Origin of the sequence: Kingella kingae ATCC 23330 (assembly GCF_900111845.1) — a bacterium.
Taxonomy (GTDB): domain Bacteria; phylum Pseudomonadota; class Gammaproteobacteria; order Burkholderiales; family Neisseriaceae; genus Kingella; species Kingella kingae.
Genome location: NZ_FOJK01000027.1, coordinates 1 through 12,807 on the forward strand (window position 1 = coordinate 1; position 12,807 = coordinate 12,807).

Annotated in this window: 12 protein-coding genes and 1 pseudogene; 7 read left to right on the forward strand and 6 right to left on the reverse strand. The window is 46.8% G+C overall.

Annotation, left to right across the window (positions count from 1 at the left end; genetic code table 11):
* Positions 1-169, reverse strand: a 169-nt coding sequence (locus BQ5809_RS06360) for a transposase family protein (RefSeq protein ID WP_338152168.1), incomplete at its 3' end; no start/stop codon positions are given.
* 394 nt (positions 170-563) lie between these two features.
* Between BQ5809_RS06360 and BQ5809_RS06365 the strand changes: the two genes are divergently transcribed.
* The 5 genes from BQ5809_RS06365 (at position 564) to BQ5809_RS06385 (ending at position 5,131) form a co-directional block, all read left to right on the forward strand.
* The gene (locus BQ5809_RS06365; RefSeq protein ID WP_003787166.1) at positions 564-1,610 is read left to right on the forward strand and encodes an ABC transporter substrate-binding protein; all 1,047 of its coding nucleotides are present in this window, start codon (positions 564-566) and stop codon (positions 1,608-1,610) included.
* 67 nt (positions 1,611-1,677) lie between these two features.
* Positions 1,678-2,580, forward strand: a complete 903-nt coding sequence (locus tag BQ5809_RS06370; protein WP_032827757.1) for an ABC transporter permease — start codon at positions 1,678-1,680, stop codon at positions 2,578-2,580.
* Complete coding sequence (locus BQ5809_RS06375; protein WP_003787170.1) at positions 2,577-3,371, forward strand: ABC transporter ATP-binding protein; 795 nt, start codon at positions 2,577-2,579, stop codon at positions 3,369-3,371. Before BQ5809_RS06370 ends, BQ5809_RS06375 begins: the two co-directional genes overlap by 4 nt.
* A gap of 117 nt (positions 3,372-3,488) precedes the next feature.
* A complete protein-coding gene (locus tag BQ5809_RS06380) occupies positions 3,489-4,301 on the forward strand; it encodes a segregation and condensation protein A (protein WP_003787172.1) in 813 nt (270 codons plus the stop codon).
* Positions 4,298-5,131, forward strand: a complete 834-nt coding sequence (locus tag BQ5809_RS06385; RefSeq protein WP_003787174.1) for a DUF1853 family protein — start codon at positions 4,298-4,300, stop codon at positions 5,129-5,131. Before BQ5809_RS06380 ends, BQ5809_RS06385 begins: the two co-directional genes overlap by 4 nt.
* Before the next feature lie 118 nt (positions 5,132-5,249).
* Here the strand turns inward: BQ5809_RS06385 and BQ5809_RS06390 are convergent, their stop codons facing one another.
* On the reverse strand, positions 5,250-5,936 hold the full coding sequence (locus BQ5809_RS06390; protein ID WP_003787176.1) for a hypothetical protein: 687 nt from the start codon (positions 5,934-5,936) through the stop codon (positions 5,250-5,252).
* Between the two features lie 68 nt (positions 5,937-6,004).
* Here BQ5809_RS06390 and BQ5809_RS06395 point away from each other — a divergent pair, with 68 nt between their 5' ends.
* Positions 6,005-6,253 (forward strand): NGO1151 family protein, encoded by a 249-nt coding sequence (locus BQ5809_RS06395; protein ID WP_003787179.1) that lies wholly within the window; start codon positions 6,005-6,007, stop codon positions 6,251-6,253.
* Positions 6,254-6,318: 65 nt separating this feature from the next.
* Entirely contained in the window at positions 6,319-6,762 is a 444-nt protein-coding gene (gene rnhA / locus BQ5809_RS06400) for a ribonuclease HI (RefSeq protein WP_003787181.1), read from the forward strand.
* 198 nt (positions 6,763-6,960) lie between these two features.
* Here rnhA and BQ5809_RS06405 read toward each other — a convergent pair whose 3' ends face one another.
* The 4 genes and pseudogenes from BQ5809_RS06405 to leuS form a co-directional block, all read right to left on the reverse strand.
* The gene (locus BQ5809_RS06405; protein ID WP_071461631.1) at positions 6,961-7,665 is read right to left on the reverse strand and encodes an IS1 family transposase; all 705 of its coding nucleotides are present in this window, start codon (positions 7,663-7,665) and stop codon (positions 6,961-6,963) included.
* A 32-nt stretch (positions 7,666-7,697) separates the two neighbouring features.
* Positions 7,698-8,933, reverse strand: a pseudogene (locus BQ5809_RS11475) (DEAD/DEAH box helicase family protein).
* On the reverse strand, positions 8,930-9,856 hold the full coding sequence (locus BQ5809_RS06420; protein ID WP_231954148.1) for a restriction endonuclease: 927 nt from the start codon (positions 9,854-9,856) through the stop codon (positions 8,930-8,932). The pseudogene BQ5809_RS11475 and the gene BQ5809_RS06420 overlap by 4 nt, the downstream one beginning before the upstream one ends.
* Before the next feature lie 94 nt (positions 9,857-9,950).
* Complete coding sequence (gene leuS / locus BQ5809_RS06425; protein ID WP_032827774.1) at positions 9,951-12,587, reverse strand: leucine--tRNA ligase; 2,637 nt, start codon at positions 12,585-12,587, stop codon at positions 9,951-9,953.
* Positions 12,588-12,807: the final 220 nt, after the last annotated feature.

The following is a 12,807-nucleotide window of genomic DNA, read 5'->3' on the forward strand; positions in this document are numbered from 1 at the left end:
TATTATTAGAAAGGAATGCACCTATTTCGCGATTACCTTTCGCACCGCCCAAAATGGCAACGACAATGACTGTGAGTGTTTTGGCTAGATTATAGCGTTTGCCTGCTCCACGTCTGGTATCGGGTATGCGAGCGAAATATTCTTCTAGTGAGTGCATGGTGTTGTCCATTTGGTTGTTTAAACTTCGTGCATTATACTTTTAATTTAAAACTTGTCAGGTCTGATTCCTGCCCCCGCCTACGCGAGGGTAAACTACGGCAGGAATCCAACGTGGTATTTAGGTGACACAAATCAATCTAAACAACCAAATGAATGACGGCATTTTTGAACGGTTCGTTGCCGTTTTGTAAACAAAAACATTGCTGCACAGAAAAACAAATTGTTAGCATGATTAAAACGATTTATGATTATTTTTGTTGATTTAATATCCACAAAACCAATTAACACGAAATAAAATGCCAAAATTTGTGTAGTCGTTTGTATGATTTGGCATACACAAATCACACAAATTAACTTATGATTACGCGCTATTTCCTTTCCACCTAAATAACGGAGAAAAAATCATGTTCACACGCCGCAAAGTATTAGTTAGCCTACTTGCCAGCACCTTGTTGGCAGCCTGCAATCAATCTGCACCACAAGCGAATAATTCGCAGGCTGCTTCGGCTGCCCCCGCTACCACATCGGCTAGTGGCGCGACTGCCGCAACCGTAGCAGGCAACAAACGTGTTGCGATTACCGCGATTGTAGAACACCCTGCTTTGGACGCGGTTCGTGCAGGCGTGATTGAGCAGCTCAAAGCCGAAGGTTTTGAAGAAGGCAAAAATTTAACGATTGATTTCCAATCGGCGCAAGGCAACCCAGCCACCGCGGCGCAAATCGCCAAAAAATTCGCTGGCGACAAACCTGACGCGGTATTGGCAATTGCTACGCCAAGCGCACAAGCGATGGCAGCCGCCACCAAAGACGTACCGATTGTATATGCAGCGGTTACTGACCCTGTGGCAGCAAAATTGGTGGGTTCATGGGACGCATCTGGCACAAACGTAACAGGCGTGTCTGACCAGTTGCCGATTGAGCCGCAAATTGATTTGATGAAAAAAATCGTGCCGAATTTGAAAACGGTGGGTTATGTGTATAGCCCAGGTGAAGTCAATTCTACAGTAGTATTAGACCAACTAAAAGCGGATTTGGGTAAACAAAACATTGAGTTAGTTGCTGCACCTGCACAACGCACCACCGATGTTTTGACTGCGGCACGCAGCTTGGGTGGCAAAGCGCAAGTGATTTATACTTCGCTGGACAACAACATCGTGGCATCGTTTGAATCGATGTATAAAGCAGCAAACGAAATCAAAGTGCCGTTGTTGGCATCGGACACAGGCTCTGTACCACGCGGTGCGGTGGTGGCTTTGGGCGTGAATTATCATGACATTGGTGTGAAATCGGGCAAAATCATTGCGCGTATTTTGAAAGGCGAAGCAGCAGGCGCGATCCCATCGCAACGCATGACGAAATTTGACTTGCACATCAGCCCAAAACACGCGCAAGAACAAGGCATTACCTTGCCTGATGAAGTGGTTAAATCGGCAACCAAAAACGTAGATTGATGTTGCAGGCTGCTTGATTATTCAAAGCAGCCTGTACATCGTTTTTTATTTAAATAGAAGAAATCCCATGTCTTTATTAGCATTATTTGGCACATTTGAAACAGGCTTGGTGTACGCGCTCGTTGCTTTGGGCGTATTGCTCTCGTTTCGTGTATTAGACTTCCCTGACCTGACCGCAGACGGCAGCTTCCCTTTGGGCGCGTTCGCTTGCGCTGTGTGCATGACTGCAGGCATCAACCCGATTTTAGCTGTGACGATTGGCTTTGCCACAGGCGCGGTATCGGGCTTGCTCACTGCTTGGCTGCACGTTAAGCTCGGCATTTTGCAACTGCTTTCGGGCATTATCGTGATGACCGCCTTGTATTCGGTAAACTTGCGTGTGGGCGGCGCACCCAATATTCCTTTGCTCGGTACAAACACCATTTTTGACTTATTCAAGCCGATTTTAGGCACAGGCATTTGGCAAAACACCGCCGTTTTATTGCTGCTGACTTTGTTGATTAAATGGGCGTTGAACTGGTTTTTCAGCACCGAAACAGGCTTGGCAATGCGCGCCACAGGCGCAAACGCACGCATGGCACGCGCACAAGGCATTTCTACCAACTTCATGATTATGCTCGGCATGGCGTTGTCCAACGGCTTGATTGCCTTGGCTGGCGCATTGTTCGCGCAACTGGTGGGCGGTGCAGACGTGAGCGCAGGTTTAGGCACAATCGTCTTCGGTTTAGCCGCCGTGATTTTGGGCGAGGCTTTGTTGCCCAGCAAAAAAATGTGGGTTATCACGTTATCGGTCATCATCGGCTCAATCATCTATCGCCTGTTTATCATGGTGGCAATGGGCAGCGAAACGCTATCTGGCTTGGGCTTGAAAACACAAGATTTGAATTTGATTACATCGGTTTTGGTGGTTTGCGTAATGTTGTTGCCCCAAATTAAAGCGAAATTGAAAACAAGGAAACAAACGCCATGATGAAAGCAGACAACCTAAAACTCACGTTCAACGCAGGCACACCGATTGAAAATCCAGCCCTGCGCGGCATGAGTTTGCACATCAAAGACGGCGAATTTGTTACCGTGATTGGCAGCAACGGCGCAGGCAAATCCACATTTTTAAACGCGATTAGCGGCGATATTTTGGTGGATTCAGGCAGCATTCGCATTGATGGCACAGACGTAACCCGTTTGCCAGCCTACAAACGCGCAGGCTTGGTGGCGCGCGTGTTCCAAGACCCGATGGCCGGCACTTGCGCCAATTTGAGCATTGAAGAAAACATGGCTTTGGCGTTTAAACGCGGACAAGGGCGTGGCTTAAAAGGCGCGTTAAACAAAGCCAACCGCGAATTTTTCCGCGAAAAATTGTCCATCTTAAAACTGGGTTTAGAAAACCGTTTAACCGACCGCATGGGCTTATTATCAGGCGGACAACGCCAAGCCGTGAGCTTGTTAATGGCAAGTTTGCAGCCAAGCAAAATCCTGTTGTTAGACGAACACACCGCCGCGCTAGACCCAAAAACCGCCGCATTTGTGTTGGAACTGACCGACCAAATCATCAACGAAAATAAATTAACCGCGATGATGGTAACGCACTCCATGCAACAAGCGTTGGAACACGGACACAGAACCGTGATGTTGCACCAAGGACAAGTGGTGCTAGACGTGGACGGCGACACGCGCCAAGGCATGACCATGCGCGATTTGCTGGATATGTTTGAAAAAACACGCGGCGAAAAGGTATCGGACGATTCGTTGTTGTTGAGTTAAAAAAACCATAGAAAGCAGCCTGCACTTTGTATCCAAACCCAAAAATGGGGATAAAAGGTGCAGGCTGCTTTTTTACACTATAATCCGCGTTTTATTTTGTTTTGCGATTGAAATCCCATGTCCACCCCAGCCGTTGCCTATATTTTTGGACAAGCCGTAACCGATGTCCCACACGATTTGTTTATTCCGCCCGATGCCTTGCAAGTGGTGTTGCACAGCTTCGAAGGTCCGTTGGATTTGCTGTTGTATTTGATTCGTAAGCAGAATATTGATGTGCTGGATATTCCCATGGTAACGATAACGCAGCAATATTTGGGCTACATCGCGCAAATAGACGCGCAGCAATTTGATTTAGCCGCCGAATATTTGCTCATGGCGGCGGTGCTGATAGAAATTAAATCGCGCCTATTGTTGCCCACGCCTGTGCTGGACGCAACCGAAGACGAAGCCGACCCACGCGCTGAATTGGTACGCCGCCTGTTGGCATACGAACAAATGAAACTCGCCGCACAGGATTTGGACGCTTTGCCACGCGCAGGACGCGATTTTGCGTGGGTGTATTTGCCGCTGGAATTGGCTGTGCCAACCCGTTTGCCCGAAGTACAAATTGCCGATTTAACCCAAGCGTGGCTCACAATTTTGTCTCGCGCCCAACAAAACCGCAGTCATGCCGTGGTGCAAGAAGTCGTGTCGGTGCGCGAACGCATGACCGCGATTTTGCGTAAACTCAACGCAGGCAGCCTGCACTTTTCGCAGCTATTCAACCCAGAATTGGGCGCGGCGCATGTGGTCGTCAATTTTATTGCGCTGCTGGAATTGGTCAAAGAAGGCTTGGTGCGCGTATTGCAAGACACGCACTTTGGCGAGATTGAAGTGCAGGCTGCTTCGCATATTGCCGATGTGGAAATCATAGAGAGAGAAAGCGAATGAATTATGCTAACGATGCCCTATGGTGGAAACTGCAATCGCCCCACGTCCGTGCGTTGGCAAGCCTACTAACCGCGCCCCCCTTGTGGCAAACAGGCTGCGAATTGCCCGTGCGCGAATTATTGGGCGACACAGGTTTTCGCTTTTTGCTACAACTGGACGCCGAACCGTGCAGGCTGCCTGCCGATTTGGCACACGCGCAACTGGGTCATTATGCGGAAAACTTATTGGCATGGTGGCTAGACAACGCACCGCACAGCCGCTTGTTGGCAAGAGAATGGTGCGTGGGCAACGATGGCGCATTGGATTTGATTGCAAAACTGAATCAACAAATTTATCACATTGAATTAACGTGCAAATATTTTGGCGGAACAGGCGAGCCCAGCACCATGATTGGCTTGAATCCCAATGACAATCTGCCCAAAAAAGTCCGTAAATTAAGCGAACAATTGGCGTTATCGCAGCGCGATGATGTGCAGGCTGCTTTGCGACAACACGGCATAGATGTCAGTCAAATGCAGCGCGTATCGGTGGTGCGTGGCATGGCATTCACGCCCTCGCAAACGCTGCCCGATGTTGCGCCCTACACGGCAAATGCGTGGACTGGCTTGTTGATTACTACGCCTGACCAATGGCAAACGTTTGCGCCCGATAGCCAGTTTTATTGTTTGGCGCGACACGAATACCTTGCCCCCACGCGTGTGCTGCCCGAACAGCTTTTGTTGCGTGATGATGTGATTCAGGCGGCGCAATCGGGTTTGTATGCCCAAATATTGCCGCGCGATGATGGCTTTGGGCACGAAGCCGTGCGCGTGATGTGGCGGATTGAGTAGCGTGAAAATAGAAAAGCAGCCTGCACCTTTTGTCCAAATCTTTGATTTGGGTATAAAAGGTGTATGCCACAGGCAGGCACATCCTTTTAACAAAAAGTGCAGGCTGCTTTTGTACGATTTAACGCATCGAATCTTTTACACTACGGAACACCGCTGCCAAATTGTGTTGCAACACATCGTGCACCACTTTGGCGGTTTCGTCATTCAACACCACTTGCAAGTCATACGTCAGCGTTGCCAATTTGCGCTGCACCGCTTGGCGCACCATGCCCGCCACTGCATTGCTCAAATGCACTTGCAGTTTTTCTTGGATACTTTGCATCAACTCTTGTTCCGAAATCACGCGAATGCGGCGCGTGGACGGTAAATCGGGCAAGTCGTAAACGTGTACCGCAAACGGGGGCAGGGCGTTTTGCGCCACAAAGGCTTGCGCGTCATTGCCCGATAAACCCACCTTTTGCATTGGCTGCTCGCCATTGATAATCACGGTTTGCGTGGCGTGAATGTAGCGGCGATTGCGTTCGCTTTGCAAAGCCGTTTGCGCTGCCAACCAGTCTTCTTCAATCAACAAACCAATGTCTTGCTCCATTTCTACTTCTACGCGCTGATTGTGTTCGCGCTCACGTTGTTGCAAGTATTCGCGGTATGCCAAATCCAATTCCGCATCGCCAAAACGTGCAGGCTGCTTGGGTGGTTCGCTTGGCGTTTCGGGCGCAACTTCGTGTTGCGTGTTCAAACGAGCAGCGTGTTCGTCTTCCAAAGTAAAAATCATGGGTGATGCAGAAAGTTTATCCAGTTGAGTCATGGTTGATGATGTCCGTACAGATAGGTTTTGTTACAATGTGCGCTTTTTAATCCACAAAGGCACAGAAAATGGAAAATTTTGAAAACAATTTGGATTATTTGGAAGAATCGGTTGCGGCGTTGCGTATGCAAAACCGCGTGTTGGCAGCCGCGTTAAAAGGCTTTTTACGCGCCTTACCACAAGATTTGGCGCAAGACGTTGCCGAATCGGTGCAGGCTGCTTTTGAAGACGAATTGGCGGAATTGAATTACACCAATACTAACGATGCCGATTTGTTCCAAGATGCGGCGGACGAGTTTTTCCGCGAACGCAGGTAATCCCAAACAGGCGCGAAGTTTACCCGATTTTAGCGGTTTTTGACACAGCCGCAGAAAGGCAAATCATGAGTCAAACTGTCTATTTGTTTACCGATGGCGCATGCAAAGGCAACCCTGGCGCAGGCGGCTGGGGCGTTTTGCTGCGTTATGGCGCACATGAAAAAGAATTGTTTGGTGGCGAAGCGAACACCACCAATAACCGCATGGAATTGATGGCGGTGCTATCGGGTTTGCAGGCACTCAATCGCGCTTGCACGGTGGAAATTTGCACCGATTCGCAATACGTCAAAAACGGCATGGAAAGCTGGATTCGCGGCTGGAAAAAAAATGGCTGGAAAACCGCGTCCAAACAAGCCGTTAAAAATGAAGACTTGTGGCGACAGCTCGATGCCGAAGTCGCCAAACACACGGTGCGCTGGACATGGGTCAAAGGACATGCAGGTCATGCCGAAAACGAACGCGCCGATGAGTTGGCGAACAAAGGCGTGGCGCAGGTGTTGGGGAAATGAAAAAGCAGCCTGCACTTTTTGTTTACCATAAAGTGCAGGCTGCTTTGTATGTAGACTAATGATATACTGCATCGATAGATAGCAACGGAGACAACATCATGCAAACCGCAAAAATCTTTACCACAGGACGCTCGTAAGCCGTGCGTTTGCCCAAAGCATTTCAATTTGAGGTGGTGTCCTGAAAAGTGTGCTGTAAAACTAAACAATGCCAAAGTGAATATCAAAGAAAGCTAAATCAAAAACTTTCTTGTGATAAAACATACTTTTAGAAAAGCAACACGTTTTTCTAAACGCTCGCCTTACTTTGTGCCGTAAACGACAGTTATTACCCTCAATGCCAACTGTGTGTTGCTTACCAACTAGATGCCATTCTTCATTTGAAAAGACATTTAAAAATGCAGCCCAGTCATCGGTCGCAATTCTGTCATAGGTTACACGCAACTCTTTCAAACGCCGTTTGAGTGCTCGCGCTGTTGCTAAATCGCGTTTACCCCAAACGTAAGCGACAATTTCGCCACTTTCTCTGTGATAGGCATAGACTAGCCACACTTTATTAGACTTGTTACCGAAAAATGTCCAAAACTCGTCTATTTCAAGTGTAGAGTAATGTTTTTGTTTAGGAAATGGCTCAAACTCATGGCGTTTTAAAGCAGCCTGAACTTTGTCTTTGCTGTAACCCGTAATTGCTGCAATATCGCGAATACCACAACCTCTAACGGTCATTCTCCAAACCTGCTCATCAGCTTTGGAATGACAACCCTTATAGGTAAGGTTATGGTCGCCAATAAAATTACGACAAAAATCTTTGCAAAAATATTTTTGTTTACGATTGCAAGAGTAGCCATTTTTCTTTATATTTTGTCCTTGGCAGCGAGGACAAGTTAGAGTTATTTCTGTTTTCACACACTCAAATATACTCTGTTTTCGCTGCTTTTTTATTGCTTATTTTTTACAGCACACTTTTCAGGACACCACCCGTGAATGAATTTGCCGCTATCGTTTGTCGCAAAAAATTCATTTAAATCAAATGCGAAATCAATATTTTCGCCGTCAATATTTGCGCCTTGATTCACTTGGTCGGTAATCATTTGGCTCATTTGATACGAAAATAGGTTTAGGCGTGGCAAAGCGGCGTAGGGGTTGTTTTGTTCGTTTTCGGGATTCCATTCGGCTTTTTTGCGTTGTTCGTCAGCGTATGTCCAGTTGAAAATTTCGTCTTGCTGGAATTTGTCTCGCGCAATCGCTTTAAATGGTGTGCCTGATAAATGGAGCGTGAAATTGCGTTTGATGTTGTTGAACGCAACATCGGTTTTTAGGGTGTCCACACCTTCGTGGGCTTCGTCAATAACGAGTAAATCCCAGTTCATTTGGCTAACCCAATCCAATTTGTCGTGTTGTCCGCCAAAGCAAATTGCGCCTTTTAAATCTTGTAGTGAGATAAAGGCGAGCATATTTTGTTTGCCATTTTTGTGCTGATTTAAAAAATCATCGCGTGTCATCATAGAGCGATTTTTCAGCGTGTCGGTGGTGGACACAAAAGCAAAATCGGTTTGTCATGCGATGAATTTTTCAAAATCGTCAAACCATGAGTTTGCAATGGCTGGGCGGTTGGTTACGATAAGCACTTTGGTGGTTTTGAGTTCGCGAGCCAAATCGTAAGTGGTCAGCGTTTTGCCAAAGCGCGGTTTGGCATTCCACAGAAATTTGCCGTTTGGGTTTTCTTGGAAATAGGCAAGCGTTTGAGCAACAGCTTCGCGTTGTTCTTCGCGGAGTTGGTAATCGTCATTTTTGGCGTATTCTTGGGAGTAGTCGCGCTGAATAAAATCTTGAAAATGGCGTTGGGCGTGTTCGGGATTGCCGTTGTAGTAAAACCATTCGGATTTGTCTTCTGCTTGTTGAATGTGTTTGATTTTGCGCAAATAGGCGTGGAGCTGTTTGTCTTTGAACCATTCGTCTGAATCGCGGAATTTAGCAGGTGCTGCCCATAATTTGTCGTAATTTAGGCGAACGGCTGCGGTGTGGGTTTGTTCTTTAATGCGTTCGTCTGCATTTTCGCGTTCGGTGTAGCCGATTTTAATCCAGCCGTTTTTGTCGGGCATTTCAGGCATCCTGTAAGCGTAAATTTGCGGGTAAATCAGTTTAACGGTTTTAATGTCAGTTGGATTACTCATAATTTTAGCCCTTTATCAAAATATTCCATTTTTTTGGTGTTCCAGTTCATGATTTTCACGCGCTTGCCTGCCTGAATGCGCCATTCTTCATTGGCTGGTCTTTCATCAAATAAAGATAACTGCTGAATGATGATTTTTTCGCGTTTTTCCGACAGCGGAATGATGTATTTTAAACCGTCCATTTGAAAAACGTTGTAGCTGATGATTTCTGCGATGTCTTTGAATAAATCGTGTAGTGGCTCTTCTTGCCATTTGTCGTAGTAAAAATCGCGGTAAGTGTAGAGTAAATTTTCACGCGCCAATAACAGTGAATCGCCATTCCATTCAAAACCATAGCTGGCTTGATAAGCGATCATTGCCATTCTGCGCCATTCTGCTTTGTCTTGAATGTGTTGATTGATTCGGCACAATTTTCGGTCAATAAAGCCGACACGTTCGGCTAGGGAAATGAGTTTGCCTGTTTCCATGTCGTAGCGCGTGGTCATATACGGGGCTTCGCCGCAAGTGATTTCCAGCCATTTTCGTCTGATGTAGGTTTCCAAATCGTCATCGGCATAGTTTTCATCAAGCGCGTCATTTTGTATTTTCACCACCCATGTTGGCGTGAAAACTTCGGCTTTGGATTTGGTGCGTTCTTTTTGTAATTCTTGCGATTTTAAAGCGCGTGGCATGATGTGGGGCGTGTGTTCGCCTGTAATCAAATCTATTTTAATCGGCGAAGTGGCGGCGTAATGTTGTTCGCCATACGCGATGTAATTTTCATTTGCCCAAATAATATTTTTAATGGTTTCGCTGGTAGAAGTAGTACGGTCAATCAGTAAAATTTCCAAAATTTCAGGAATGTGCATTCGCATATGATTTTCGGAAATGTCGGCGGAATGGGGTTGGGTTGGTGTGGAAATGGGGGTGGCAAAAGTCATCATTTTGTTTGTTTAATTAAATATGGTGAATATTATAGTGGATTCAAAAAAATTCAGGCAGCCTGAAAACCAACTTTTCAGGCTGCCTGAATTTTATTTACACCACAATATTAACCAACCGTTTCGGCACAACAATCACTTTCTTCGGCTCTTTGCCTTCCATGAATTTTTGCGCCCCTGCTGTGGCAAACGCCGCCGCTTTAATCGCGTCTTCGCTCGTATCAACGGCTACATTGATTTTATCGCGCAATTTACCATTCACTTGCACCATCAATTCAATTTCCGTTTGCACCAAAGCCGATTCATCTACCGCCAACCAGCTCGTTTCCCACAACTTGCCACCAGCGTTCAATTCCGCCCACAGCGTTTCGCAAATATGCGGCACGATTGGCGACAGCAAAATAATCACCGCTTCCAACACTTCACGCGCCACCGCTTGACCTTGTTCGCTGCTGCAATCCGTTTTATCGTATTGATTCAACAATTCCATCACCGCCGCAATCGCCGTGTTGAATTGCTGACGGCGGTCATAATCATCGGTAACTTTCGCAATCGTGCTGTGCAATTTAAAGCGCAAATCTTTCAGGCTGCCTGAAAGCTCGCCATCTGTGAATTTCGCCACATTCGCGCCACTGTTTTTCACAAACTCAAACACCGTGCGCCACAAACGACTCAAGAAACGATGCGCCCCAGCTACGCCAGCGTCCGACCATTCCAACGATTGTTCAGGCGGCGATGCAAACATCATAAACAAACGCGCCGTATCCGCGCCGTAAGCGTCAATAATTTGCTGTGGGTCTACGCCATTGTTTTTGGATTTGGACATTTTTTCCACGCCACCAATCACAACAGGCTGCCCGTCTTCTTTCAAAATCGCCGAAACAGGGCGACCTTTATCATCGGTTTGCACGTCCACATCGGCAGGGTTAAACCAATGTTTTTTACCGCTTTCATCTTCACGATAATAAGTCGCTTGCAACACCATGCCTTGCGTCAATAATTGTTTGAACGGCTCGCGCACGTTCACAATGCCTTCATCATTCATCAATTTCGTGAAGAAACGCGCATACAACAAATGCAAAATCGCGTGTTCAATACCGCCAATATATTGGTCAGCTTGACCCCAATACGCCGCCGCGTTTGGCTCAACCATGCCGCCGTCAAATTTTGGCGACATATAGCGGAATTGATACCAGCTAGACTCCATAAACGTGTCCATCGTGTCCGTTTCGCGGCGTGCTGGCGAACCACATTCAGGGCAAGTCGTTTCGTAATATTCAGGCATTTTGCTCAATGGCGAACCCGAACCGTCAGGCACAACATTTTCAGGCAGCACGACTGGCAAATCTTGTTCAGGAACAGGCACATCGCCGCATTTTTCGCAATGAATAATCGGCACAGGACAGCCCCAATAGCGTTGGCGAGAAATGCCCCAATCGCGCAAACGGTATTGCGTTTTTGGTTCGCCCAAGTTTTTCGCTTGCAAAAATTCTGCCATTTTGTCAAAGGCTTGGAAAATAGTTAAACCGTTAAATTCGCCTGAATGGATTAACGCGGTTTGCTCATCTTTTTGACCGTACCACTCTTGCCAGTTCTGATTGTTGTAAGCAGCTGGCGCGTTGGTAATATCCACTACTTGCTTGATTGGCAAAGAATATTTTTGCGCGAAAGCAAAATCGCGTTCATCGTGCGCTGGCACAACCATGACCGCGCCATCGCCATAACCCCAAATCACATAGTTCGCAATCCAAACTTCCAACTGCTCGCCATTAAACGGATTGGTAACGTAACGACCAGTCGGCAAACCTTTTTTCTCCATCGTTGCCATGTCCGCTTCCGCAACCGAACCAGCCTTACATTCCGCGATAAACGCTTGAAGTTCAGGATTATTTTCCGCCGCAGCCGTTGCTAATGGGTGTTCCGCCGCAACAACAACCGCACACGCACCAAAAATCGTGTCAGGGCGCGTCGTGTAAACTTGCACAAAATCCGCGTAATCTCTCGGCAAACCCGATTTGCTACCGTCCGCCAATGGGAAACGCACCGTCATACCGCGCGATTTACCAATCCAGTTGCGCTGCATGGTTTTCACTTGTTCAGGCCAATCCAAGCCGTCCAAATCGTTCAATAATTGCTCGGCGTAATCCGTGATTTTGAAGTAATACATCGGAATTTCGCGTTTTTCCACCAACGCACCCGAACGCCAACCGCATCCGTCAATCACTTGCTCATTTGCCAAAACCGTGTTGTCCACAGGGTCCCAGTTCACCGTGCCTAACTTGCGGTAAACAATGCCTTTTTTAAACAATTTGGTAAACAGCAGTTGTTCCCAGCGATAATAATTAGGGCGACACGTTGCCACTTCGCGCTCCCAATCCAACGCGAAACCCAACGATTTAAGCTGTTGTTTCATATAATCAATATTAGAATATGTCCACGCAGCAGGCGCAACTTGGCGGTCAATCGCCGCGTTTTCCGCAGGCATACCGAAAGCATCCCAGCCCATTGGTTGCAACACGTTGAATCCTTGCATTTTTTTGAAACGTGAACGCACATCGCCAATGGTGTAATTGCGGACGTGTCCCATGTGCAATTTACCGCTTGGGTAGGGGAACATGGACAGGCAGTAGAATTTTGGTTTCGTGGTGTCTTCGGCAACATTGAAAGCACGTTGCTCTGCCCATTTTTGTTGGGCTTGTGGCTCGATTGCCGATGGTTGATATTGTTCTTGCATGGTTTTTAACTTTTCTTTGTGTAACAAAAAATGACGGCGAATTATAGCAGCTTCACGCATTTTCAGGCTGTTTGAAATGATATTGTTGATTTTAGAACCTGTATTCACAAACAACTATTTGATAAATTTTAATATTTGTGAAATATACCCTAGTTTAACAAAATTTTCAGCAGATAAATTCGTCTGCTCAAAATCTTTTGCTAAACGTCGAGACCAACCT